General features: G+C 68.3%; 21 protein-coding genes and 1 riboswitch. Of the genes, 11 read left to right on the forward strand and 10 right to left on the reverse strand.

The features are described from left to right. Positions 1–13: 13 nt before the first annotated feature. Positions 14–1,558 (reverse strand): hypothetical protein, encoded by a 1,545-nt coding sequence (locus tag A9310_RS06215; RefSeq protein ID WP_065629838.1) that lies wholly within the window; start codon positions 1,556–1,558, stop codon positions 14–16. A gap of 152 nt (positions 1,559–1,710) precedes the next feature. On the opposite strand from A9310_RS06215, the gene secA2 reads away from it, so the two are divergent. The 8 genes from secA2 (at position 1,711) to gcvP (ending at position 11,554) form a co-directional block, all read left to right on the forward strand. Beyond that, positions 1,711–4,122 (forward strand): accessory Sec system translocase SecA2, encoded by a 2,412-nt coding sequence (gene secA2, locus A9310_RS06220; RefSeq protein ID WP_065629839.1) that lies wholly within the window; start codon positions 1,711–1,713, stop codon positions 4,120–4,122. Beyond that, positions 4,119–4,748, forward strand: coding sequence for a CDP-alcohol phosphatidyltransferase family protein (locus A9310_RS06225; protein WP_065629840.1), 630 nt, complete (start codon positions 4,119–4,121; stop codon positions 4,746–4,748). Before secA2 ends, A9310_RS06225 begins: the two co-directional genes overlap by 4 nt. A 20-nt stretch (positions 4,749–4,768) precedes the next feature. Beyond that, positions 4,769–5,173, forward strand: coding sequence for a glycine cleavage system protein GcvH (gcvH, locus tag A9310_RS06230; RefSeq protein WP_055475392.1), 405 nt, complete (start codon positions 4,769–4,771; stop codon positions 5,171–5,173). Between the two features lie 315 nt (positions 5,174–5,488). Then, the gene (gene garA, locus A9310_RS06235) at positions 5,489–5,941 is read left to right on the forward strand and encodes a glycogen accumulation regulator GarA (protein WP_055475393.1); all 453 of its coding nucleotides are present in this window, start codon (positions 5,489–5,491) and stop codon (positions 5,939–5,941) included. 41 nt (positions 5,942–5,982) lie between these two features. Continuing rightward, the gene (locus A9310_RS06240) at positions 5,983–6,669 is read left to right on the forward strand and encodes a MerR family transcriptional regulator (protein WP_055475436.1); all 687 of its coding nucleotides are present in this window, start codon (positions 5,983–5,985) and stop codon (positions 6,667–6,669) included. A 174-nt stretch (positions 6,670–6,843) separates the two neighbouring features. Further along, entirely contained in the window at positions 6,844–7,356 is a 513-nt protein-coding gene (locus A9310_RS06245; RefSeq protein ID WP_055475394.1) for a bifunctional nuclease family protein, read from the forward strand. A gap of 295 nt (positions 7,357–7,651) precedes the next feature. Beyond that, entirely contained in the window at positions 7,652–8,296 is a 645-nt protein-coding gene (locus A9310_RS06250) for a MerR family transcriptional regulator (RefSeq protein ID WP_065629841.1), read from the forward strand. A gap of 29 nt (positions 8,297–8,325) precedes the next feature. Beyond that, positions 8,326–8,429: riboswitch (glycine riboswitch) on the forward strand. A 278-nt stretch (positions 8,430–8,707) separates the two neighbouring features. After that, complete coding sequence (gene gcvP, locus A9310_RS06255; protein WP_065629884.1) at positions 8,708–11,554, forward strand: aminomethyl-transferring glycine dehydrogenase; 2,847 nt, start codon at positions 8,708–8,710, stop codon at positions 11,552–11,554. 134 nt (positions 11,555–11,688) lie between these two features. Here the strand turns inward: gcvP and A9310_RS06260 are convergent, their stop codons facing one another. From A9310_RS06260 to A9310_RS06300, 9 genes are all read right to left on the reverse strand, one after another. Next, a complete protein-coding gene (locus A9310_RS06260; protein ID WP_065629842.1) occupies positions 11,689–12,924 on the reverse strand; it encodes a substrate-binding domain-containing protein in 1,236 nt (411 codons plus the stop codon). 138 nt (positions 12,925–13,062) lie between these two features. After that, a complete protein-coding gene (locus A9310_RS06265) occupies positions 13,063–15,255 on the reverse strand; it encodes a malate synthase G (protein WP_065629843.1) in 2,193 nt (730 codons plus the stop codon). A 36-nt stretch (positions 15,256–15,291) separates the two neighbouring features. Further along, positions 15,292–16,227, reverse strand: coding sequence for a 3-methyladenine DNA glycosylase (locus A9310_RS06270; RefSeq protein ID WP_065629885.1), 936 nt, complete (start codon positions 16,225–16,227; stop codon positions 15,292–15,294). A gap of 5 nt (positions 16,228–16,232) precedes the next feature. Continuing rightward, positions 16,233–17,309 (reverse strand): hemolysin family protein, encoded by a 1,077-nt coding sequence (locus A9310_RS06275; protein WP_065629844.1) that lies wholly within the window; start codon positions 17,307–17,309, stop codon positions 16,233–16,235. After that, complete coding sequence (locus tag A9310_RS06280) at positions 17,299–18,768, reverse strand: hemolysin family protein (RefSeq protein ID WP_065629845.1); 1,470 nt, start codon at positions 18,766–18,768, stop codon at positions 17,299–17,301. The genes A9310_RS06275 and A9310_RS06280 overlap by 11 nt, the downstream gene beginning before the upstream one ends. 1 nt (position 18,769) lies before the next feature. Next, on the reverse strand, positions 18,770–20,203 hold the full coding sequence (locus A9310_RS06285) for a GuaB1 family IMP dehydrogenase-related protein (protein WP_065629846.1): 1,434 nt from the start codon (positions 20,201–20,203) through the stop codon (positions 18,770–18,772). Positions 20,204–20,219: 16 nt separating this feature from the next. Continuing rightward, positions 20,220–21,677 carry an NADP-dependent phosphogluconate dehydrogenase gene (gene gndA, locus A9310_RS06290; protein ID WP_065629847.1) on the reverse strand — a complete coding sequence of 486 codons (1,458 nt, stop codon included), beginning with the start codon at positions 21,675–21,677 and terminating at the stop codon, positions 20,220–20,222. A gap of 86 nt (positions 21,678–21,763) precedes the next feature. After that, complete coding sequence (locus tag A9310_RS06295; RefSeq protein WP_065629848.1) at positions 21,764–22,717, reverse strand: M56 family metallopeptidase; 954 nt, start codon at positions 22,715–22,717, stop codon at positions 21,764–21,766. 44 nt (positions 22,718–22,761) lie between these two features. Beyond that, positions 22,762–23,160 (reverse strand): BlaI/MecI/CopY family transcriptional regulator, encoded by a 399-nt coding sequence (locus A9310_RS06300; RefSeq protein WP_065629849.1) that lies wholly within the window; start codon positions 23,158–23,160, stop codon positions 22,762–22,764. A 341-nt stretch (positions 23,161–23,501) separates the two neighbouring features. Between A9310_RS06300 and A9310_RS06305 the strand changes: the two genes are divergently transcribed. From A9310_RS06305 to A9310_RS06315, 3 genes are all read left to right on the forward strand, one after another. After that, on the forward strand, positions 23,502–23,924 hold the full coding sequence (locus tag A9310_RS06305; protein ID WP_058253196.1) for a PaaI family thioesterase: 423 nt from the start codon (positions 23,502–23,504) through the stop codon (positions 23,922–23,924). Positions 23,925–24,057: 133 nt separating this feature from the next. Continuing rightward, on the forward strand, positions 24,058–24,360 hold the full coding sequence (locus tag A9310_RS06310; protein WP_058253197.1) for an urease subunit gamma: 303 nt from the start codon (positions 24,058–24,060) through the stop codon (positions 24,358–24,360). Between the two features lie 85 nt (positions 24,361–24,445). Further along, positions 24,446–24,820: an urease subunit beta gene (locus A9310_RS06315; RefSeq protein ID WP_058253198.1), complete on the forward strand. Its 375-nt coding sequence runs from the start codon at positions 24,446–24,448 to the stop codon at positions 24,818–24,820. Position 24,821 lies beyond the last annotated feature (1 nt).

A 24,821-nucleotide genomic window follows, 5' to 3' on the forward strand; every position in this document is an offset into this window, starting at 1 on the left:
GGCGCCGCGATCGTCAGGCGCCCAGTCGGATGAAGCGTCCGTCCAGTGTGTACAGACCCTCGGCGTCATCCGTGTGCGCGATGTCCATCCGGATGACGAACTGCCGAGCCTCGTCGATGTAGTTGCGTTCGACTTCGGCGGCCACGGCGTCCCGGTCGTACTCCGGGACAGACGCGCGTTCCATCAGGTCGGTGCGAACCCGATCGAACACCTCGGCGGAGATTCTGTCGAAGCGGAACCCGTCGGATCGATACCGGCCGGACGAGATGCTCGCGAGGGGGAAATGCCCTGGCGCCACGGAGACCTCGCCGCCGCGGTCGCCGATGCGGTATCTGACCAGGACCCCGCCCGAATTCTGGATCTCGCTCGCGCTGATCGGATGAACCCCGTCCGCGATTCCCTGGATGATCACTTCCTCGATGACGGGCGCGTTCAGCGGAACGCGCGCCGCGATCAGCAGGTCGCGCGCCAGTTGAAAGGATTTCTGGAAATCGGCCGGGTCGAAGAACTCGGCGACGGTGCCGTCGGGGCGCGCCTGGACCTCGAAGTCGCGCGTGATGTCGTCGCCGCCATCGATCTTCCCGGTGATCAGCACCGGCTCGCCGGGATCCGGGCGCTCGATCGTCACGGTCTCGACCTCGGCCTCGGGCGCGTACGTCCGCACCGAGGACTCCATCGGCCCGACAATCGAGCCCAGCACCTCCGCGTCGATGGTCGCGGCATCGAATTCGAGGTTGCGCTTGAAATCGGGCACCGTCGACTCGCTCGAATAGTCGTCGCTCACGTTGATGCTCGTGGAACGGCCGGTCGAGGGGTCGACGACGATCGCCTGATCCGAATCGGAGTCCAGGCTGTAGGTGAGACGCAGGATGCTCCGCAAGCCCTGCGCACCCTGGTATTCGACGATCGCGTCCATCATCCGGCGATGTCGGTCGGCGAGAGTCGGACCGTCGTCGTCGCCGTCCGGGCCATCGTCGGAATCAATCGCGGAATCGAACCCGGAGAGCGACGGCCCCTCGACGTGCCACCCGCCGGCGACACCGAACAGCAAGGCGCCGGCCACGAGCAGGGTGACCGCGGGATAGACGAGCGCCCAGCGGCCGGGCTGATCGTCGAATTCGGGGGTCTCCGGCTGGTCGCGGGGCGGGAGAGCATCCGGCGGCAGTGTCGTGAACGGGGTGTCGGTCAGCGACTGGAAATTCCCCTTGGTCATCGAGGTGATCCAGCGCGCCCGGTACGCGGTGTCGTTCGGTGGGTTGATCCTCGCGGTGACCATGGTCGGTTGCGAGTCGTCGGCGGTGAGGCTGCTGCGGGTGAGCGCCTCGACCTCCACCTGCGGGGCGTCCGGCGACGTGGCGCGCCGGAACTCCGGCAGTTCCGACACCCGGGAAGCGCGGGGACTGACCGCGATGCCGGCGAAGACCAGGGGGATCCCGAAGAACAGTGCGACCCACCAGTCGTTGAATGCACCGAGGCCGACCCCGACCGCGATGAGCGACCCGGCGATCGTCGCGCGCAGGAGACGGAGTCGAACCCTGGTCCGGCGAGTCCTGGTCATGGGCCGTCCTTAGTCCTCGAACCGAATCGGGTGGACTGATCATAATGTCGGCGTCCTCGGTCGACCAGCGGCCGCGTRCCGTTGTTGCTGACCTGACCGCCCGGAGGGGGTGGGTCGCGACGGAACCGGGAACGATCAGGAGAAATGTTTCGGTGGGAAAGCTGAGCAACAGCATGTGGCGCCTTCTGGGCGCCCAGTCGACTCGCAACCAGTCGAAGTCGTTGGGTGTGATCAAGGACGCCGAAGCCCACACCGACTGGGCCGCCGAACTCGCCGACGACGCGTTCGGCGCGGAGGCCGAGAAACTCGACATCGCCGAGAAGCCCGCGGACCGCGCGAAGTTCCTCGCCCTGGTCCGGGAAGCCGCCGACCGCACCATCGACCTTCGGCCCTTCGATGTCCAGTTGCAGGGCGCCCTCCGACTCCTGGAGGGCGACATCGTCGAGATGGCCACCGGTGAGGGCAAGACGCTCGCCGGCGCCATCGCCGCGATCGGCCATGTGCTGCAGGGACATCAGGTCCACGTGATCTCGGTCAACGACTATCTGGCGACCCGCGACGCGGAGTGGATGAAGCCGCTGTTCGATGTCTTCGGCATCACCGTCCACGCGGTCTCGGAGAACTCGAGCCGCGAGGAACGGCGACGCGCCTACACCGGGGACGTCACCTACGGGTCGGTCAACGAGATCGGCTTCGACGTCCTCCGTGATCAGCTCGCCCTGTCCGAAGCGGACCTCGTCTCGCCGACACCCGACGTGGCCATCATCGACGAGGCGGATTCGGTGCTCGTCGACGAGGCGCTCGTGCCGCTGGTGCTCGCCGGTTCGACCGAGACCGAGGTACCGGACGCGGCGATCCACGACGTCGTGTCGCGGATGAAGAACAAGCACTACGAGGTCGACGCGGAGGGCCGCAACGTCACCCTGACCGACGAGGGTGCGGTGTTCGTCGAGGAAGAACTCGGCGGCATCGACCTCTACAGCGAGGAACACGTCGGCACGACGCTCGTACACGTCAGCATCGCCATGCACGCCCACTATCTCCTCGAGCGCGACATCCACTACATCGTCCGCGACGGCGGCGTGCACCTCATCAACGCCTCGCGCGGCCGCGTCGCGCAGCTCCAGCGCTGGCCCGACGGGGTCCAGGCCGCGGTCGAGCTCAAGGAAGGGCTGACCCAGACCGATTCGGGAGAGGTCATCGACACCATCACGGTGCAGGCCCTGATCGGCCGCTACCCGAAGGTCTGCGGCATGACCGGCACCGCGCTCGCCGCCGGCGAGCAGTTCCGCCAGTTCTACGAACTGCGCGTCTCGCAGATCCCGCCGAACACCCCCAACGTCCGGACCGACCTGCCCGACCGGGTCTACGACACCAAGGCCAACAAGGTCGAGGCGATCGTCGCCTACGTCAAGGAGATCCACGAGACCGGACAACCCGTCCTCATCGGTACCCACGACGTGGCCGAGTCCGAGGAACTCGCGTACTTCCTCGACAAGGCCGGGGTGTCGTCGGTCGTGCTCAACGCGAAGAACGACGCCGAAGAGGCGAAGATCATCGCCGAGGCCGGCGCCCGGGACGCCGTCACCGTGTCCACCCAGATGGCCGGACGGGGCACCGACATCCGCCTGGGCGGTTCGAAGGACGACGCGGACGCCCACGACGAGGTCATCGAACTCGGCGGGTTGTGCGTCGTCGGCACGGGCCGCCACGACACCGAACGTCTCGACAGTCAGCTGCGCGGACGCGCGGGGCGTCAGGGCGATCCCGGTACGTCGGTGTTCTTCTCCAGCCTCGAGGACCCGGTCGTCACCAAGAACCTCGCGTTCAAACGAGATCCCGTGTCGCCCAACGAAGACGGTTCGATGGGCAGCAAGGGTGTCGACCTCATCGAGCAGGCCCAGCGGATCGCCGAGGGCGTGATGCTCGAACTCCACGCGAACACCTGGCGTTACAACAAGCTGGTCAATCAGCAGCGGGACATCATCGTCGAACGTCGTATGCAGATCCTGACCACCGACGCCGCGCTCGAAGAGCTGGCGGATCTGGAACCGGACCGCTACGCGCAGTTGACCGGGAGCACGACGACGGTGGAGACCACCACCGATGAGGCCGACGCCGAGACGGCCGACGCCGAGAAGGCCGACACCGAGAATGCCGCGACCGATCACGAGGCCGCCCCCGCCGTCACGCCGGTGCCACGCGAAGTGCTGACACAGGCCGCGCGCGAGATCGTGCTCTACCACCTCGACCGCGCCTGGGCCGACCATCTCGCGTTCGTCTCCGACGTCCGCGCCAGCATCCACCTCCGGTCACTGGGCAAGGAGAGCCCGCTGGACGAGTTCCACCGGCTGATCCTCGCCGAGTTCGCCGATCTGCCCGGTACGGCCCTCGCGAAGGCGCGTGAGACGTTCCGGGAGGCCGACATCACCCCCGACGGCGTCGACCTCGGGTCGGCGGATCTGCACCGGTCGACGACCACCTGGACCTACATGGTCCACGACAACCTGTTCTCCTCGGGCGGAGCGAAAACCTTGCAGGGCATCATCGGGATCTTCCGGTGACCGAGCCGGAGGCGGCGACCACGCCGGCTCCGGACCGGATCGTCACGGTCCCGAACGCGTTGAGCGTGCTTCGGCTCGCACTCATCCCGGTGTTCGTGTGGCTGCTCCTCGTCGAGGAGGCGGACGGCTGGGCCTTCGCCGTCCTCATGTTCTCGGGCTTCTCCGATTGGGCCGACGGCAAGATCGCGCGGCTCCTCGACCAGTCGTCGAAGATCGGCGCGCTGCTCGACCCGGCCGCCGACCGGCTCTACATCGTGATCATCCCGATCGCGTTCGGTATCCGGGAGTTCCTGCCGTGGTGGCTGATCGGTGTGATCATCGCGCGCGACGTCCTGCTGTTCGCGTCCGCGCCGCTATTGCGTTCGCGGGGCGTGCTGGCGCTCCCGGTGCTCTACATCGGCAAGGCGGGGACCTTCGCGCTCATGAGCGCATTCCCGTGGCTTCTTGCCGGACAGCTCGATTCGATCGTGGGGACCATCGCGTACCCGATCGGCTGGGCTTTCATGATCTGGGGCGTCGGACTGTATCTGTGGTCCTTCGTCCTGTACTGGTATCAGACGATCCTGGTGATGCGGCTCATGCCGCCGCGTCACCCGGCAGGCGACTCGGCAGACAGTAGAGTCTGACGAGGACGAAAGGGGTTCGCGTGACCGACAGCAAAGTGCCAGAGACCTTGCGCTACACCGCGGAGCACGAGTGGATCGAGCGACTCGGGCCGACGACGGTGCGCGTCGGGATCACCGACTACGCCCAGGACGCCCTCGGCGACGTGGTGTTCGTCCAGCTACCCGAGAGCGGTGCGGAGGTGACCGTCGGCGAGTCGTTCGCCGAGGTCGAGTCGACGAAGAGTGTCTCGGACATCTTCGGGCCGCTCGCAGGCACGGTGTCGGCGGTGAACGACGCCCTCGACGCCTCGCCGGAACTGGTCAATTCGGACCCGTACGGCGAGGGGTGGCTGGTCGAGATCGAGGCGGCAGACGAGGCGACCCTCGACGAACACCTGGGTGAGGTACTCGACGCCGCGGGGTACCGCGCCGTCATCGAGGGGTGAGTTCTCCCGGCCGTGAACGGCCGGTGCCCCGATCGACCCGGCTGATCGCCTCCGGAACGATATGATCGTCGATGCCGGAGTCGACTCGCGCGCCGGTGGGATCGGCAGGACCGGTACGGTTACGGCAGTGGGAACGAGGCGCGACGTGACACCGATGCTCACGATCTCGCGCCGAGAACTACCCGGCCGCACAAGTCATGTAGATTCGACCGGCCATTGTGGCGAGAGCCGACGGGCACCGTCCCAGGCGATGCCGGCGGTTCCGAGAACGAGGTTGGCGACTGTGCGGTCGGCACTGACGACGACGAAGGAGAAGTGGTGAGCGAAAACGACAGGGACTTCGAGGCGCCGGTGGAGACCACATCGGTGTTCCGGGAGGAGTTCATCAATGAACTCGATGCCGGGACCAGCACCTCGAGTGAGCCGGCCGACACGGGGGTCGAACGACTCGCTCCCGGGACCGCGCTGCTTGTCGTGAAGCGAGGACCCAATGCGGGGTCGCGGTTCCTCCTCGATCAGCCGACGACCTCGGCCGGCCGGCACCCCGACAGCGACATCTTCCTCGACGACGTGACCGTCAGCCGTCGTCACGCCGAGTTCCGTCTCGGCGACAACGACTTTCAGGTCGTCGACGTGGGCAGCCTCAACGGTACGTACGTCAACCGCGAGCCGGTCGACACCGCGTCGCTGAGCAATGGCGACGAGGTTCAGATCGGCAAGTTCCGTCTGGTGTTCCTCAGCGGTCCCCGCGACGAAGCAGACGCCTGACACCCGTGACGGCGTCCACGGCCCCCCGCGGCGAAGGATCGATGTCGATCGGCACGGTCCTCGCCCAATTGCGTGATGACTTCCCGGACATCACGATCTCGAAGATCCGATTCTTGGAGTCGGAGGGTCTGGTGACCCCGGAGCGGGCTCCGTCGGGGTATCGGCGGTTCAGTCAGGCCGACTGCGAACGGCTGCGGTTCGTGCTGACCGCGCAGCGGGACCGGTATCTCCCGCTGAAGGTGATCAAGGAACAGCTCGACGCGATCGACAACGGCAACGGCGGCTTCGGTCCCGGCGGGACGCGCGTGCTGTCCGCGGCCCGCGGGACCGTGGCGCCGGCCACCGACTTCGGTGCGCGCGCCGGACGCGTCTCCCGGGAGTCGCTGATCGAACGCACCGGGGTGGATTCGGCGTTCGTCACCGAACTCCAGCGCAACGGCCTGTTGACCGCCGGGCCCGCCGGGTTCTTCGACGAGGACGCCGTACGGCTCGTCGAGGCGGCCGCGGCCCTGGCCAGTTACGGCCTGGAGACCCGTCATCTCCGGGCATTCAAGGTGTCCGCGGATCGCGAGGCGGGCCTCGTCGCCCAGATCGCCAACCCGATCGCCAAGGGCAAGGGCACCGGTGCGCGCGACCGTGCCGAGGAACTCGTGCGCGAGATCGCGGCCTTGTCGGTGACGCTGCACACGCAGTTGGTCAAGGCGGCCGTCAAGGGTGCGCTGGACTGAGATCGCGGTGCGCGCGTGCGGCCGCCGCACCGGACTGAACAGCGACGATCCGCCGAGGGCGCCCGCTGGGGGGATCCGCTGGGGTGCCGCGAGTCGGCCGCCGCTGTCCGCTCAGTCGGTGTAGCGTCGAGGTCACTGAATCGAGCGCCGTACAAGGCGTCTGGGAGGTGCGAGATGAGCGAGATGCGTGTGGTGGGCATCAGGGTCGAACCCCCGCAGAGTCAGCCGGTGTTGTTGCTGCGCGAGGTCGAGGGCGAACGCTACCTGCCGATCTGGATCGGGCAGAGTGAAGCTGCGTCGATTGCGCTGCGGCAGAAGGGGATCGAGCCTCCTCGTCCGCTGACCCACGATTTGATCGTGAACCTCATCAAGGAGTTCGGGCAGACCCTCGTCGAGGTCCGGATCGTCGACATGCAGGAGGGCACCTTCTACGCCGAGATGATCTTCACCGGCGATCTGCGGGTGTCGGCGCGGCCGTCGGATTCGATCGCGGTCGCGATGCGTGCCGAGGTGCCGATCATCGCCGACGAAGAGGTTCTCGCCGAGGCGGGGTTGCTGATCCCGGACGAGGATTCCGACGAGTCCGCCGAGGTGCAGCCCGAAGAGGTCAAAGAGGACGAGGTCGAGAAGTTCAAGGAGTTCCTCGACAACGTGTCCCCGGACGACTTCAAGGCAAGCGGCGCCTGACCGGTTCGTGGAATCCGTCGAGGAACGTGTTCGCCGACCGGAACCGAAACTCAGATCACGGAATCGACACCGCCCGATCACCATTTGTCTTGATCTCAAGTTGAGGTTGAGTGTCGTGGCGAGTCGCGTTGATCCACCGTCCTCCGCCGCATAGCGTCATCAGCGACATCGAGCACCGGACACGGGCCGATGAAGATGATCGGCCGACCGGAAACAGCCTGGACCGCGTACTGTGGACGTGGACGTCAGGCACCGTGGTGCGGCGTCCGATCCGAGCTTTGCGAGGGAGTCAGAAGTGGGCGATCGTCCGGTCGACAGCGAAACGACGTCGAGCGACCAGTCACCCGATCGTCCGGTGGGCGAGCGTCCCGACGCCGTCCCGACCCAGGGCAGTCTCGGCGACATCGCCCCGGGCCTCTTCCCGGACGACACGGTGCCCGACGAGCTCGTCGGCTACCGGGTGCCGAGCGCCTGCCAGATCGCCGGGATCACCTACCGCCAGCTCGACTACTGGGCCCGCACCTCGCTGGTCGTCCCGTCGATCCGTGGAGCGGCGGGTTCCGGAAGCCAGCGCCTGTACTCATTCAAGGACATCCTCGTCCTCAAGATCGTCAAGCGTCTGCTCGACACCGGGATCTCCCTGCAGAACATCCGCGTCGCCGTCGATCACCTCCGTCAGCGCGGGGTCGAGGACCTCGCGAAGATCACCCTGTTCTCGGACGGTACGACCGTGTACGAGTGCACCTCGGCCGAAGAGGTCGTCGACCTCCTGCAAGGTGGGCAGGGCGTGTTCGGCATCGCCGTCAGCGGCGCGATGCGCGAACTCACCGGCACCATCGCCGACTTCCCCGGCGAGCGGGCCGACGGCGGTGTCAGTGAGACCGCACCCGAGGACGAACTGGCCGCGCGGCGCAAGAACCGCGCCCGTCGCACCGGATAGTCGAGACTCCGCGTAGACTGGCCCCGCGTCGCTACGCTGCGGGAGAGCGCCGTCGGATGCTCATCGCCGGCGGCCGCCGAAGGAGCAACACCTCTCCGTCAAACTCTCAGGCACCCAGGACCGCGGTGGTGACGACGTCTCTGGAAAGTGACGATCCGTCGTCCGCCCACGGTGAAAGGCGATCGCGCAGAGTTGCGCGGCGCCGAATCTCTCAGGCGTCACATCGGCTGTGGCCGAAGACATGACAGAGGGGGAGGGTCAGCAGCCGGTCCGTGTACCGGCGCCTGCGAGAGGTTGCCCGCCACCGTGTCCACCACTGAAGCGACCCCGTCCGACGCCCCAAAAGGATCCAGCCCAGAAGGATCCGGCCCAGAAGGTTCCAGCCCGGATCCCACACCGGCCGCTCCCCAGCTGTCGGCCGCCTTCGTCGACCGTCATGTCGGTCCGGACGCCGACGAGACCCGCCGGATGCTCGAGGCGATCGGCGCGGCTTCCCTCGATGATCTGGCGCACCGTGTCATACCCGCCGTCATCGCCGACGAACTCGATTCCGACGTCCTGGGGGCGCTGCCCGCACCGCTGAGCGAGAGTGCGGTCCTCGCACAACTCGGTGACCTCGCAGCCCGTAACACCGTGGCCCGGTCGATGATCGGGCTCGGCTACTACGGAACCCACACGCCCGGCGTCATCCTACGCAACGTGCTGGAGAACCCCGCCTGGTACACCGCGTACACGCCGTATCAGCCGGAGATCAGCCAGGGACGTCTCGAGGCGCTGCTGAACTTCCAGACCATGGTCGCCGACCTCACCGGCATGGAGGTGGCCAATGCCTCCATGCTCGACGAGGCCACCGCGGCCGCCGAGGCGATGACGTTGATGCGTCGCGCGGGCAAGTCGAAGTCGAACCGCGTGATCGTCGACGCGGACCTGTTCCCGCAGACGCGTGCCGTCCTCGACACGCGCGCCGAGCCCCTGGGCATCGAGGTCGTCGAGGCGTCGTTGCACCCCGACCTTCCAGCATGCGGACTGCCGGACGGCGACTTCTTCGGTGTGATCCTCCAGGTGCCCGGCGCATCGGGTCGCATCGTCGACGCCACCGCGATCGTCGACGCCGCGCACGAGCGCGGCGCTCTTGTCGCGGCCGGTGCCGATCTCCTGGCGATGACACTGGTCACGCCGCCCGGCGAGCAAGGGGCCGACGTCTGCTTCGGCACGACGCAACGCTTCGGTGTGCCGATGGGCTTCGGCGGACCGCACGCGGGTTATCTCGCCGTCGGGTCGAAGCACGCCCGACAGCTTCCCGGGCGGCTCGTCGGCATCTCCAAGGATGCCGACGGCAACCTGGCCTACCGGCTCGCGCTGCAGACCCGCGAGCAGCACATCCGCCGGGAGAAGGCCACGAGCAACATCTGTACTGCACAGGTGCTGCTGGCGGTGATGGCCGCCATGTACGCCTCGTACCACGGGGCGGACGGCCTGCGTGCCATCGCACGACGCACCCACGACGCAGCGGCCCGGATCGCCGACTCGATCGCCGCGGGCGGGTTCTCGGTGGCACACGCGAACTTCTTCGACACCATCGAGGTGCACGCACCCGGTCAGGCCGACACGATCCTCGCCCGCGCCCGCCACGACGGGATCAACCTGCGACGCGTCGACGCCGACACCATCGGCATCGCCTGTGACGAGACGACGACCGACGCCGACATCGATGCCGTCCTGCGGGCCTTCGACGTCGCCGGCGTCACCCCGCGGGCACTCGCGCAGCCGATCGAGAATCGCACCAGCGAGTACCTGACCCACCCGGCGTTCAACCGGTATCGCACCGAGACCGCGATGCTGCGTTACCTGCGGGCCCTGTCGGACAAGGACATCGCGCTCGACCGCAGCATGATCCCGCTCGGGTCGTGCACGATGAAACTCAACGCCACCACCGAGATGGAACCCATCACGTGGCCCGGCTTCGCCCAGCTGCACCCCTTCGCCCCGGTCGACGACACCGCGGGCATCCGCGAGCTGATCACCACGCTCGAGGGCTGGCTCGTGGCGGTCACCGGTTACGACCGCGTCAGCCTCCAGCCCAACGCGGGTTCACAGGGGGAGTTCGCGGGACTGCTCGCGATCCGCGGATACCACCTCAGCCGCGGCGACGTCGACCGGGATGTCTGCCTCATCCCGTCGAGCGCCCACGGCACGAATGCCGCGTCGGCGGTGATGGCCGGGATGCGCGTCGTGGTGGTCGGGTGCCGCGAGAACGGCGACGTCGACCTCGACGATCTGCGCGCCAAGATCGCGGCGAACGAAGGCCGGGTCGCGGCGATCATGATCACGTACCCGTCGACGCACGGCGTCTTCGAGCACGACGTCCGCGACGTCTGCGGCGCCGTGCACGACGCCGGCGGGCAGGTCTACGTGGACGGCGCCAACCTCAACGCGCTCGTCGGCGTCGCACGGCCGGGTCATTTCGGCGGTGACGTCAGCCATCTCAACCTGCACAAGACGTTCTGCATCCCGCACGGCGGCGGCGGGCCCGGCGTCGGACCCGTCGCGGTCCGGGAGCATCTGGCCCCGTTCCTGCCCGGACACCCGCTCGCCGACGAGTTGCCCGGGTCGGCCACGATCGCCGCGGCCCCGTACGGCTCGGCGGCGATCCTGCCGATCACCTATGCCTACATCGCGATGATGGGCGCAGACGGTCTCCGGCGGGCGACGCTCACGGCGATCACCGCCGCCAACTATGTCGCCAAGCGGCTCGGTGAGCACTATCCGGTGCTCTACACCGGCGAGGACGGCTTCGTCGCCCACGAGTGCATCCTCGACCTCCGGGCCATCACCAAGGCCACCGGCGTCACCGTCGACGACGTGGCGAAACGACTCGCCGACTACGGTTTTCACGCACCGACCATGAGTTTCCCGGTGGCCGGCACGCTGATGGTCGAGCCCACCGAGAGCGAGAACCTCGACGAGATCGACGCGTTCTGCGATGCGATGATCGCCATCCGCGGCGAGATCGAACTCGTCGGACGAGGGGAGTGGCCCGCCGAGGACAATCCGCTCCGCGGCGCCCCGCACACGGCCGAGTCGCTCGTCGGCGAGTGGGACCACCCGTACTCGCGGGAAGTCGCCGTCTACCCGCAGGGACTGCCGTCCGCCGGCGGCCGGGCGAAGGTGTGGCCGGCCGTCCGGCGGATCGACGGGGTGTACGGCGACCGCAACCTGGTGTGCAGCTGCCCGCCGATCGAGGCCTACAGCAGCTGACTTCTTCATCGTCTTAAGCTCCTCACCTGTTCGTTGAGCAGGTGAGGAGCGCAGCGACGAACCTCTCTACCGCTCGTTGAGCAGGTGAGGAGCGTAGCGACGAGCCGTGTCGAAGCGACCCGTCCTCGCGAGCTCTAACCCCCCGCGCTTCCCGACGGCACCGAGGGCGGCGTGGAGCTCGCCGGAACGCTGGCCGGCCCGTAGACGAGCCGATTGATGGCGACGATCGCGCCGTTCTCGGGCGTCGGCATCGGATTCGGCGTGCGCGGGAACGTCACGGTCGGGGTCGGGGAGGGCATCGGGGCGTCGCCGCGGAAACCGAGCTCGGTGAGCAACTGCAACTGCTCGGGCTCCGAGGCGAACTGGATGAACTCGGCGACGGCATCGGCTGCCGATTCGGTGACCTCGGGACCCGACATCCGGATGACGGGGTAGTCGGCGATCGGCGTCGGACCCGACGGGATCAGCTCGGCCAGGCGTGCGCGGTCGTCGTCGCGGGTCATCTGGAACAGGCGTTGTTCGGTGATGGGCACGACGTGGATCTCCGCTCGGGCCGCGTCCGGTGCGTCGGCGATGGCTGTTGCCGCGCCCTGGGGTGTCCCGTCCGGGGAAAGCGGCGCGCCCTCCAGCATGGCGCGGACACTGGAACTGACCCGCGGCGACTCGGCGTCGGCGGTGGCCAGCGGTCCGGTGGTCCGGGTGACGCGCGTCGCGACCGCCTGGGCGGCCAGCGCGCTGGCGTCGGACTGTGCGCCGATCGGCATCGCCATGCGCAACGATCCCCAACCTTCGAGTCCGAAGTCGGCGAGGGAGTTGTCGCGGCGTTGCAGGGTGGGGATCTGGGACCAGTCGAGACGGCCGGCCAGGGAGCTGTTGAGCTCGGGGGACACCGCCAGCACGACCGGCGTCGAGACCAGTGATCGGGTGTTGCCCTCGATCGCATCGGGTTTCGCCGCCGCCAGATCTGCCGACCACACCGACGACTGCGGCACCCAGGCGGCCGGGTACGCGCCCATGGACTCGGTGTCCCACGACCCCGACAGACCGTCGAGGGTGATCTTCGCGTCGCCCGGCCGAACGTCGACGGTGACGCACTTGTCGCGTACGACGGGGTTCGTCTCGCCGAAGTTGCGGGCGACGGCGGCCAGCCCCGGCGCGATGTCGGGATCGGCGACGATCGGCACCGACTCACGACCCTCGACGCACTGCGCGGCTGCCTCCTCGGCCTGGCGATCGATCTGATCGCCGAGGTCCTGCCAGGTGACGACGACGGCCGCGACGAGCAGGATTGACAAGAGTGCGGCGACGACACCTCGGCTCACGCCGCGGCTTCGGATGCTCTCCCCGCCGCTACTCCGGTGATGTGCCAACGCCGATGCCCTCCCTGCTCAGTGCGTCCCTCGCCCGGTCGGCCGTGGCGAGCCGGTGCGCAGTGCAGGGTACGACGATACGCCGTGCCGATCCTCGGCGGTTCGGCACGGTCGTATCGCCTACGTGGAACCCGGTGCTCAGCCGGCCGGGTTGGCTGCCTTGTACTCGCGGCGGCGGCGGTGCAGGATCGGCTCGGTGTAGCCGCTCGGCTGCGTCGTGCCCTCGAGGATCAACTCCTTGGCCGCCTGGAAGGCGATGTTGGAGTCGAAGTCCGGCGCCAGCGGGCGGTAGGTCGGGTCACCGGCGTTCTGCCGGTCGACGACCGGGGCCATCCGCTCGAGCGAGGCCACCACGTCGGGCTCGCCGACGATGCCGTGGCGCAGCCAGTTCGCCAGCAGCTGGCTCGAGATCCGAAGCGTCGCACGGTCTTCCATGAGAGCGACGTCGTGGATGTCGGGGACCTTGGAGCAGCCGACACCCTGGTCGATCCATCGCACCACGTAGCCCAGGATGGACTGGCAGTTGTTGTCGAGCTCCTGCTGCTTCTCCTCGTCGGACCAGTCCGTCTTCGGCGCGAGCGGGATGGTGAGGACGTCCTCGACCCGGGCGGGATCACGCTTGGCGATCTCGTCCTGGCGCTCGAACACGTCGACGAGGTGGTAGTGCAGCGCGTGCAATGTCGCTGCCGTCGGCGAGGGGACCCACGCGGTCGTGGCGCCGGCCTTCGGATGTCCGATCTTCTGCTCGAGCATGTCGGCCATCAGGTCGGGCATGGCCCACATGCCCTTTCCGATCTGCGCCTTGTGCTGCAGGCCCGCGTGCAGACCGGTGTCGACGTTGAAGTTCTCGTACGCGCCGATCCAGGTCTGCTGCTTCATCTCGGCCTTGCGGACCATCGGCCCGGCCTCCATGGACGTGTGGATCTCGTCGCCGGTGCGGTCGAGGAAGCCAGTGTTGATGAAGACGACGCGTTCCTGTGCCGCCTTGATGCAGGCCTTCAGGTTCACCGTCGTGCGGCGCTCCTCGTCCATGATCCCGACCTTGAGCGTGTTCTCGGGCAGGCCGAGGACCTTCTCCACGCGGCCGAACAGTTCGACGGTGAAGGCGACCTCGTCGGGGCCGTGCATCTTGGGCTTCACGATGTAGACCGAACCGCTCCGCGAGTTCTGCAGGCCCTCAGTGCTGAGTCCGTGGATGCCGATCAGCGAGGTGATGAGCCCGTCGAGGATGCCCTCGGGGACCTCGTTGCCGTCGGCGTCGAGAATCGCGTCGTTGGTCATCAGGTGGCCCACGTTGCGGACGAACAGCAGCGAACGCCCGTGCAGGTCGAAGGTGGTGCCGTCCGGCGCGGTGTACTCGCGGTTGCCGTTGAGCACGCGCGTGAAGGTCTTGCCGCCCTTGGTGACCTCTTCGGACAGGTCGCCCTTGTTGAGGCCCAGCCAGTTCCGGTACCCGACGACCTTGTCCTCGGCGTCGACCGCGGCGACCGAGTCCTCGAAGTCCATGATCGTGGTGATCGCGGATTCGACGACGACGTCCTTGATGCCGGCCGGGTCGGTGGAACCGATGGGCGAGGACGGATCGATCTCGATGTCGAGGTGAAGGCCATTGTTGCGCAGCAGGATCGAGGTCGGCGAAGCCGCGTCGCCGCGGTAGCCGACGAACGCGGTCGGGTCGGCCAGGGTGGAGGTCTTGTCGCCGTCGAGCGTCACCTGCAGCGAGCCGTCGGTGACGGCGAACGCCCGCACATCGGTGTAGCTGCACTGTTCGAGCGGCACGGCCTGGTCGAGGAAGTCCTTGGCGTAGGCGATGACCTTGTCACCGCGCACCTTGTTGTACGACGAACCCTTCTCCGCGCCGTCGGCCTCGGAGATCGCGTCGGTGCCGTAGAGCGCGTCGTACAGCGAACCCCAGCGGGCGTTCGAGGCATTCAGCGCGAACCGCGCGTTGAGGATCGGGACCACGAGCTGCGGGCCCGCGGTGTCGGCGATCTCGCGGTCGACGTTCGACGTGGTGATCTGGAACTCGGCGGGGACCTCAGCGAGGTAGCCGATCTCGGTCAGGAACGACTTGTAGGAGTCGAAGTCGGCGCTGCCGGGGGTGAGGTCGGCGTCCTTGTGATCGCGGTGCCAGGCGTCGAGCTTGGTCTGCAGGTCGTCGCGGACGGCGAGCAGTTCACGGTTGCGCGGGGCGAGATCGGCGATGACCGACGCCGCACCGGCCCAGAAGGCGTCCGCATCTACACCGGTACCGGGCAACGCCTCGTTGTTGATGAAGTCGTGCAGGACGGTAGCGACCTGCAACCCGTTGACGGTGATCCGGTCAGACATGGCAGCCTTTCTCGAGCGAATGACGACGCATACATGCTACTCGTCGGTAACGGCGGACGGCAGGCGCCTCCCGCCGGGCACGGTCGCGAGGTCCGCGAGCTCCGTACAGATGGTGAGCAACCGCGTCCGCAGGGTCATTCCCCGTTCGGCGATCGCCGACTGCTCGCGCACGTAGTCGGCCCTGCCGGCGGCTGTCTCGATGCGGACCGGCTCGTAACCGAGGTCGCTGAGATCGTAGGGACTGGCGCGCATGTCGAGGTCGCGGGCTCGGAGTGCCAGCGCGAAGCAGTCGAGCGTCAGGTCCGACGGCACGAGTGGCGCGAGGGTGAAGCAGTACCGGTAGAGGTCCATCGTCGCGTGCAGGCAACCCGGTTGTTCGTGCGCGATCTGCGACACACGGCTCAGCGTGGTGTCGTTGCGCGAACGCGCCGGGTCGGTGAAGAACCGGAAGGCGTCGAAGTGGGTGCACCGCAGCGGCATGGACTCGACGACCGCGTCGGTGCCCGCGGACCCCAATCGCAGCGGCAGGTCGTGCCGGGTGTCGTCGGTGCGGTAGACCATCGCCCACTCGTGCAGGCCGAAACAGCCGAGCCGAGCGGGTCGTCGGGCGGTGGCGCCGAGCATGTCCACGGCGGCGGCGAGCGCTTCGCCACGGTGCCGGAGATAGGCGTCGCTGACGCTCACACCGGCGGCGGTCTGCTCGTAGCCACGCAGGCCGAGGAACTCGTCGCCGTCCTCGATCGTCACACCGAACCCGGGATGCCAGCGCAGCACGTGCGCCGGACGTGACGAGTAGTAGGTGAACAAGAAGTCGATCACCGGGTGACGGGCGCCGCGACGCCGGGCGTCGAGGTAGGGGCCGATCAGCTCCTCCACCGCCTGCCGATGGGCGTCGCGGCGTGCTCGCCACTCGTCGGCGTCCAGGACCTGCGCCGCCAGGCCGTGATCCGGATGTTCCAGCTGCGCGGTCATCGTGGTCACACCCGGTGTGTCTCGTCGCGGACGTTGCCGACGAACTCCTCCACCAGATCGGCGAGCGGGACGATGCCGATGGTGCGGCCGCTGTCGTCGACCACCGCGCCGAGATGCGAACTGGTCCGCCGCAGCACTCCGGTGGCCTCGTCGAGGGGCGTCGTCGAATCGATGACCGGCAGCGGCCGGATCTTGTCGACGCCGATGATGGTGTCCGATCCGACGTGCTCGTCGAGGATCTCGTCGAGCACGTCCTTGAGGTGCAGATAGCCGGTGAAGGTGCCGTCGGGTCCGCGGACGGGGAACCGGGAGAACCCCGTCTCGCCGACCGCTTTTTCCACGGCACCCAGCGTCGGTCCGATACCGCCGGAACCGGACACCTGCACACCGACACTGCGCATCTGGTCCAGCGGGATCATCACCTCCGACACCGTGCGGCCGATGGACTGCAGGGCGCGGGTCAGTCGTTCGTGCTCCTCGGCGTCGATGAGGCCTTCCTGCTTGGACTCGCCGACCATCTCGGCCAGCTCGCCCAGCGACACCGTGGACTCGAGTTCGTCCTTCGGTTCCACCCGGAGGAGCCGCAGCGAGATGTTCGCCAGCCAGTTGTAGAACGCGATCAACGGCCGGACCAGTCGGATGAACATCAGATGTGCCGGCACGAGGAGCATCGCGGACGACTCCGGGCCGGCCAGCGCGATGTTCTTCGGCACCATCTCACCCAGCAGGATGTGCAGCACCACGACCAGCGACAGCGCGATGGCGAACGAGATCGGGTGGAGAAGGGCATCGGGAACGTGCGCCAGGTGCAGCGGCGCCTCGATGAGATGCGCGACCGCGGGCTCGCCGACCCGGCCGAGCAGGATCGAACAGATCGTGATGCCGAGTTGCGCACCGGCCAGCATCAGCGACAGCCGTTCGCCGGCGTAGATGACGGTTCGCGCACGGCTCTTGCCGCTCTCGGCGAGGGCTTCGAGGCGGTCGCGTCGAGCCGAGATCAGGGAGAACTCGGCACCCACGAAGAACGCGTTGCCGGCCAGGAGGACGACGGTCAGCCCGACCGCCCACAGATCACCGCCCATGCGGGTCCTCCTGGATGTTCGACGGTTCGCCGTTTCGTTCGGCAGCGATGGAGAGGTCTCGATCCGCGTGAGCCGGCCGGACCTGATCCGCGGGAGCCGGCCGAATCGCGACCACGTCGACCCGGCGTCCGTCCATCTGGGTGACGGTCGCACGCCAGGTGACGTCGGGGCCGCGGTCGGGCGACTGGGCGGTGTCGTCGTCGGTCTCGCCGACGGCCGAGCGTCGTGGGAGGTCCACCTCGTCGTCGACGGTGGGAATGCGTCCCAGGCAGTACATGACGAGTCCACCCAGCGTGTCGTAGGGCCCTTCGGGGGCGTGGTAGCCGACGGCGTCGTACAGCTCGTCGATGCGCAGCAGTCCGGCACAGAGGTAACCGTTGCCGTCGACCGCGACGTCGGCGCGTTCGTCGTCGTGTTCGTCGGTGACGTCGCCGAGGATCTCCTCGATGAGGTCTTCGGTGGTGACGATGCCGGCGGTCCCGCCGTATTCGTCGATCACGACGCACAGCTCCATCCCGTCGGCGCGGATGCGTTCCATCAGCGCGTCACCGTCGAGGCTGGCCGGCACACGTGGCACCGGCCGGGCGATCGAGGTGACCGAGGTGGTGGCCTGTCGCTCGGGCGGAACGGTGAAGGCCTGTTTGATGTGCACGACCCCGACGAGGTCGTCGAGGTCGCCGTCGATGACGACCGGGAAACGGGAATGCCCGGTGCGCGACGACGCCATGACGAGATCGCGGACGGAGTCGGCGCGGTCGAGACAATCGATGGTCACGCGAGGGGTCATCAGGTCCTCGGCGGTCAGTTCGCCGAAGCGCAGCGAGCGGTCGACGAGGGTCGCCGTCTGCTGGTCGAGGGCACCGCGACGTGCCGAGTTACGGACGAGCGAGACGAGTTCCTGGGGCGACCGCGCGGAGGCCAGCTCATCGGTCGGTTCGATGCCGAGTCGGCGGACGATCCAGTTCGCCGTGCCGTTCAATCCGTTGATCGCCCAGCGGAAGACCGCGGAGAACACGGTCATCGGGCCGGCGGTGGCCCGCGCCACCGCGAGCGGCTTGGCGATCGCGAGGTTCTTCGGGATGAGCTCGCCGAGCACCATCGACAGGGAGGTCGCGATCACCAGTGCGAGGATGAGCGAGGTCGCCGAGGCCACCGACTCGCCGACGCCGAGTGCGGTCAGCGGCGGCCGGAGGATCCGGGCGAGGACCGGTTCGGCGATGTAGCCGGTGATGAGGGTCGTGATCGTGATGCCCAGCTGCGCGCCCGACAGCTGGAACGACAGGGTGGAGTGCGCGCGTTGGACCATCCGAGAACGACGGTCCGCGCGATCGGCCACGTCGGCGGTGATCGTCGACCGCTCCAACGCGGTGAGGGAGAACTCGGCCGCCACGAACAGCGCCGTCCCGAGCGTCAGCGCGATGAATCCGACGAGACTCGCGACCAGGAGCAGGATCTCCACGTCACCACCCGCCCGGCAGGGGCCGTCCTTCGGCGAAGCCGGCGGGCGACTGGATGCCCAACACCACCTTGTCGTGGAGTTCGCGCAGGTTGCGGGCGCCGGTGTACGTGGCCGTGCTGCGGACGCCCGCACAGATGTGGTCGATGACGTCCTCGACGCCGGGCCGCTCCGGGTCCAGGCGGATCCGTGAACTCGAGATGCCTTCTTCGAACAAGCTCTTGCGTGCTCGGTCGTAGGTGCTGTCGCCGCTCGACCGGGCCGCGACCGCCCGCTTCGAGGCCATGCCGAAACTCACCTTGTACGGACCCCGCTCGTCCACGAGCAGGTCGCCCGGTGACTCGTGGGTCCCGGCGAACCACGAGCCGACCATCACGTTCGACGCCCCGGCGGCCAGTGCGAGCGCGACATCGCGCGGGTGTCGGACACCGCCGTCGGCCCAGACCGCTGCACCGTGTCCCGAGGCGACCGCGGCGCATTCGGCGACCGCCGAGAACTGGGGACGCCCGACGCCGGTCATCATGCGGGTGGTGCACATCGCGCCCGGCCCGACACCGACCTTGATGATCGACGCGCCGGCGTCGATGAGGTCGAGCGTGCCCTCGGCCGACACGACATTGCCGGCCGCGATCGGGACGCCGAAGTCGGCGTCGGCGACCGCGGACAGCGCGGTGAGCATCTTCTCCTGATGGCCGTGCGCGGTGTCGATCACCAGTAGATCCGCTCCCGCGGCGACCAACGCGCGAGCCTTGCCCACGACGTCGCCGTTGATGCCGACGGCCGCCGCGATCCGCAGGGCGCCGGCGGAGTCGAGGTTCGGCGTGTAGATCGCATGCCGCAGGGCACCGACGCGGTTGAGCACCCCGGCGAGCCGGCCGTCGGGTTCGACGAGCACGGCCAGGCCCAGGTGCAGGTCACCCAGCGCGTCGAAGACCTCGCGGGGCGGGGTGTCGACGGGCAGCGTCACGATGTCGGGGTCGGCGATCTCGCGGACCCGGGCGAACCGGTCGACGTCGCGGCACCGTCTCTCGGTCACGACACCCACCGGCCGGCCGTCTTCGACCACGACGGCCGCGCCGTGGGAACGCTTCGGGATCAACGCGACCGCATCGGTGACCGACGCGTCCGGGTCGAGGGTGACGGGTGTGTCGGCCACCAGGTGCCGTGACTTCACGAAGGCGATGGACGCGGCGGCCGCCTCGATGGGCAGGTCCTGGGGGAGGACCACGAGCCCACCGCGGCGGGCCACCGTCTCGGCCATGCGCTTGCCCGCCACCGCCGTCATGTTCGCCACGACCAGCGGGATCGTGGTACCGCTGCCGTCCGACGTCGACAGGTCGACGTCGAAGCGCGAGCTGACGTCCGATCTGCCCGGGACGATGAACAGATCGTCGTACGTCAGATCGTGTGTCGGCCGGTGGCCTTCGATGAATCGCACTGGAGTTCGCAGGCTCCTATTCGGTCACTTCCGAGCGGTCACCGCTCCACAGGGTGTGGAACGTGCCCTCCTTGTCGATGCGCTGGTAGGTGTGCGCGCCGAAGTAGTCGCGCAGGCCCTGGGTGAGCGCGGCCGGCAGGCGTTCGGCTCGCAGACCGTCGTAGTACGACAGCGACGACGCGAACGCCGGCACGGGGATACCGAGGAGCGTCGCGGTCGAAACCACCCGGCGCCAACTGTCGATGCCGACCTCGACGGCTTCGCGGAAGTACGGCGCGAGAAGCAGGCTCGGGAGGGCGGGATCGTCGTGGTAGGCCTCACGGATGCGGTTGAGGAACTGTGCCCGGATGATGCAGCCGCCGCGCCAGATGGTGGCCAGCGCTCCGCGGTCGACATCCCAGCCGTACTCTGCGCTGCCGGCGGCGATCTGATCGAAGCCCTGGGCGTAGGCGACGACCTTGGAGGCGTACAGGGCGGTCTTGATGTCGTTGACGAAGGTCTCGCGGTCGGCGGGGGCCGAGCCGAGGTTGCCCGAGGACAGGCCGCGCGCGGCGACGCGCTGATCGGTGGCGCTCGACAGGGCGCGGGCGAACACGGCCTCGGCGATCCCGGTCGTCGGGATGCCCAGGTCGAGTGCGGACTTCACGGTCCAGCGGCCGGTGCCTTTCTGACCCGCGGCGTCGACGATGACGTCGACAAGCGGCTTGCCGGTCTCGTCGTCGACCTGGCTGAGGACCTCCGCGGTGATCTCGATCAGGTAGCTCTCGAGTTCGGTGGTGTTCCAGTCACGGAAGACGTCGGCGATCTCCGAGACCGGCATGTCCAGGGCCTTGCGCATGAGGTCGTAGGCCTCGCCGATGAGCTGCATGTCGGCGTACTCGATGCCGTTGTGCACCATCTTGACGAAGTGGCCGCTGCCGTCGGGCCCGATGTGGGTGCAGCACGGCTCGCCGTCGACCTGGGCGGCGATCGACTCGAGGAGGGGCCCGAGCGACTCGTAGGACTCGGCGGGTCCGCCCGGCATGATCGACGGGCCGTTGAGCGCGCCCTCTTCGCCGCCGGAGATGCCCGCGCCGACGAAGTTGAGTCCGCGGGCCGACATCGCGGCCTCGCGCCGGATGGTGTCGGTGTAGAGGGCGTTGCCGCCGTCGATGATGATGTCGCCCGGCTCCATCGCGTCGGCGAGTTCCTCGATGACCGCGTCGGTCGCGTCGCCCGCCTTCACCATGATGAGGACCCGGCGCGGACGCTCGAGTGCGGCCACGAACTCGGCCACCGTCTCGGTGCGGATGAAGTTGCCGTCGCCGCCGTGGTTTTCGAGCAGCGCGTCGGTCTTGGCGATGCTGCGGTTGTGCAGCGCGACCGTGTACCCGTGACGGGCGAAGTTGCGTGCGATGTTCGAACCCATGACGGCCAGGCCGGTGACACCGATCTGGGCCTTCGCGGAGGAGGACGATGCGTCGACATTGTTCATGCGGACAGCCTATTGCCTCTGTGTCCGAAGCGGCGATCTACCTCCACGTGTGACGGCGGTCCGATACCGCCGGGGGACAGGAGTCGTCAGAACGCCGACATGAGTCGGTTGAGCTCGGTCAGCCACGGGATCGCGACCGCGAGGGTCGGCAGGACCAGGATCGCGGCGGCGGCGATGTAGGCGCCGGCCGCGAGAACGCGTGCGGGACGGTCGTCGCGGAGGCGGTGGACGCGCGTTAGGGTCGTCGGCCCGCCGACCGCCATCGCCCCGCGGGGAGCCACCGCGTCGGCGCAGGCGACCAGTGCGCGACCCAGTGTCGTCGGGGCGGTCGCGCGGACGGCCTGGTCGTCGGCCAGTGCCTCGACGAGGAGTTCGGCCGCGCCGAGCGCGGAACTGCTGCGCACGAACCGGGGGAACGCCTCGTGCAGTGCGATGAAGGCCTCGAGCACGAGGTCGTGCCGGGCACGTAGGTGGGCGCGCTCGTGCGCGATGACGGCGACCAGTTCGTCACGGGTGAGCCGATGCACCACGCCTTCGCTGACCACGACGCGCTGACGCAGCCCGGGCAGGCAGTAGGCGAGGGGTTGTTCGACGTCGATCATCCGGACGTCGCGGGCGTAGAGCGGATCGTCGGCGTCGTCGGTCCGGTCGCAACGGTCGAGGATGTCGATGAGCTGACGGTGCGCCTTGCGCCGGGCGCGGGTGCGCAGGCCGACGCGGATCACGGTGTAGAACAGCCGCGCGCCGACGAGCAGGGTGAGCACGAAGACCCCGACGCAGAGGAGCCACAGCGGCCAGCCGAGGCGTTCGATCTCACGGACCGGGTGGGTCGTCGGGGTGCCGTCGGGACCGATCACGAGGATGTTCGCCGCGATCGCCAGGCCACAGCTGAACGCCGACAGCACGGCGGCCAGGGCAATGGCCTGCCACAGCGTCATCGCCGCGCGTGGTGCTCGGATCGGCCAGCGGGCCCGGGACAGTGCCTCGGGTACGGGTCCGGCGAGCACCAGGCTGACGATGCCGAAGAGCAAGGCGGTCATCTGGTGGTTCCTCAGGGTGGGCTGCGAGTGGTGGTGCCGCGAATCTAGCCGGTGTCGCTCGTTCCGCGGGCGGCTTCGAGTTCATCGAGTGCGGAACGGAGGGCGGCCGCCTCGTCGGCGCCCACGCGACCGACGAAGGACACCAGGGCCGCATGTCGGGAGCCGGGAGCGGCGGCCTCGCTGAGCGCGTCGACCATGAGGCTGGCGACCAGGTCCTCGCGGGGATGGGTGGGGACGTACTTGTGGGCGCGGTCGTCGCGGATCTGCGTCACCAGGTTCTTCTTCGCCAATCGCTGCAGGACCGTCATGACGGTCGTGTACGCAAGGGAGCGGTCCCGGGACAGTGCGGCGTGTACCTGCCGCACGGTCTGCGGGGTCGGACTCTCCCACAACGTGTCCATCACAGCGCGTTCGAGGTCGCCCAGGCCATTCATCTTTCGCATTTTACTGCTGTGCCTCCGTTTGTGGGTCCGGTGGATACCCAGTTGTTGTGTGTCGGTGTGCCGAGCGACGCCGATGTCGGTCACCACGCTCCTGACGTGGCCTTTTCCCGAACGCTTGACAGGTTGGTAAGGCTAGCCTACATTAAGTGTCACGTCGGACCGCGCGAGAGTCCTGAGGGCTGCAGAGACCCCCGGTCCACGGCACGGAAGGCCCCGCATCTCCCAGAGATGCGGGGCCTTCTGGGATCCTCGGGGGGCAACGATCGGCGGTCGAGCCCGGTTCCCCGCCGAGTCCCGGACTGCTGTCGCCACGATCCGACCGACATGCGACTGTTGACGTCATGACTGCTGACAGTGCGGACGATGTTCTCCGGGATTCATTCGGCAAAGGACTCGACGGCGTCCTGGGACTCGAGGTCGTCGAGGCCGGGCCGGACCGGATCGTGGCCACGATGGAGATCACCGAGCGTCATCATCAGCCGTTCGGCATCGTGCACGGCGGTGTCTATTGCGCGGTCGGTGAGAGTGTCGCCAGCATGAGCGGTTTCCTCTGGCTGCAGGACTCCGGGATCGGCGGCACCGCCGTCGGGGTGAACAACAACACCGACTTCCTCCGGTCCGTCCGCGCCGGCACGGTCACCGCGACGTCGACCCCGATCCACCGGGGCCGTCGCCAGCAGCTGTGGGCTGTCGACATGGTCGACCAGGACGGAAAGATGCTGGCCAAGTCGCAGGTGCGGCTGCAGAACATCGAGGTCACATAGGCCGTTGAGGCCCGCGTCACCCCATCGCCACTCGGCGCGCCGACCCCGTGTCGGCATGGCAGGATGACTCCTACTGCCCGGCCGGACCCACCGAACAGACCGTCCGGCCGAACACTCTCGAGGAGCGCTCCCGGTGCGACTGTCGCCGCATGAACAAGAACGGCTGTTGATCTCCTACGCGGCCGAGCTGGCCCGGCGGCGGCAGGGGCGCGGCCTGAAGCTCAACCACCCGGAGTCGGTCGCGCTGATCACCGATCACGTCCTGGAGGGCGCCCGCGACGGCCGGTCGGTGGCCGAGCTGATGACATCCGGCCGCGAGGTGCTCCGGCGCGACGACGTCATGGACGGGGTGCCGGAGATGCTGCACGACGTCCAGGTGGAGGCGACGTTCCCCGACGGCACCAAGCTGGTGACCGTGCACGACCCCATCGCCTGACGCCCCGCGATCGGGGCACCGTCCGAGGTGGATCGTGGCGCCCCGCGCCCGTCCATCGAACAGCAGCAGTCCAGAGGAGACCGAAATGTCGGGTACGCATCCCGGCCCGCGATCGACACTCGTGCCGGGTGAGGTCATCGCCGCTGACGGGACCATCGAGCTCAACGCGGGTGCCGACGCCGTCGAACTCCGGGTCGTCAACTCCGGCGATCGTCCGGTGCAGGTCGGCAGTCACGTCCACTTCCCGCAGTCGAACGCCGCACTCGTCTTCGACCGCGCTCGCGCACACGGCCGCCGCCTCGATATCCCGGCCGGGACCGCGGTGCGTTTCGAGCCCGGCATCGAGATGACCGTCGGTCTGGTCCCGCTCGGCGGAACCCGCGAGGTGTACGGGATCTCCTTGGAGCCCCCCGGTGCCTGCGGACCGGTCGACGCCGTCCGTACCGACGAGAGTGAGTGAC

Source organism: Gordonia sp. UCD-TK1, assembly GCF_001691435.1.
Taxonomy (GTDB): domain Bacteria; phylum Actinomycetota; class Actinomycetes; order Mycobacteriales; family Mycobacteriaceae; genus Gordonia; species Gordonia hongkongensis.

What these genes read in the sequence shown, in the direction of transcription:
- A9310_RS06215 (WP_065629838.1), bottom strand. Translation starts at nt 1,558, where the DNA reads ATGACCAGGACTCGCCGGACCAGGGTTCGACTCCGTCTCCTGCGCGCG.
- A9310_RS06240 (WP_055475436.1), top strand. Translation starts at nt 5,983, where the DNA reads ATGTCGATCGGCACGGTCCTCGCCCAATTGCGTGATGACTTCCCGGAC.
- A9310_RS06245 (WP_055475394.1), top strand. Translation starts at nt 6,844, where the DNA reads ATGAGCGAGATGCGTGTGGTGGGCATCAGGGTCGAACCCCCGCAGAGT.
- A9310_RS06265 (WP_065629843.1), bottom strand. Translation starts at nt 15,255, where the DNA reads ATGTCTGACCGGATCACCGTCAACGGGTTGCAGGTCGCTACCGTCCTG.
- A9310_RS06270 (WP_065629885.1), bottom strand. Translation starts at nt 16,227, where the DNA reads ATGACCGCGCAGCTGGAACATCCGGATCACGGCCTGGCGGCGCAGGTC.
- A9310_RS06275 (WP_065629844.1), bottom strand. Translation starts at nt 17,309, where the DNA reads ATGGGCGGTGATCTGTGGGCGGTCGGGCTGACCGTCGTCCTCCTGGCC.
- gndA (WP_065629847.1), bottom strand. Translation starts at nt 21,677, where the DNA reads ATGAACAATGTCGACGCATCGTCCTCCTCCGCGAAGGCCCAGATCGGT.
- A9310_RS06295 (WP_065629848.1), bottom strand. Translation starts at nt 22,717, where the DNA reads ATGACCGCCTTGCTCTTCGGCATCGTCAGCCTGGTGCTCGCCGGACCC.
- A9310_RS06300 (WP_065629849.1), bottom strand. Translation starts at nt 23,160, where the DNA reads ATGCGAAAGATGAATGGCCTGGGCGACCTCGAACGCGCTGTGATGGAC.
- A9310_RS06305 (WP_058253196.1), top strand. Translation starts at nt 23,502, where the DNA reads ATGACTGCTGACAGTGCGGACGATGTTCTCCGGGATTCATTCGGCAAA.
- A9310_RS06315 (WP_058253198.1), top strand. Translation starts at nt 24,446, where the DNA reads ATGTCGGGTACGCATCCCGGCCCGCGATCGACACTCGTGCCGGGTGAG.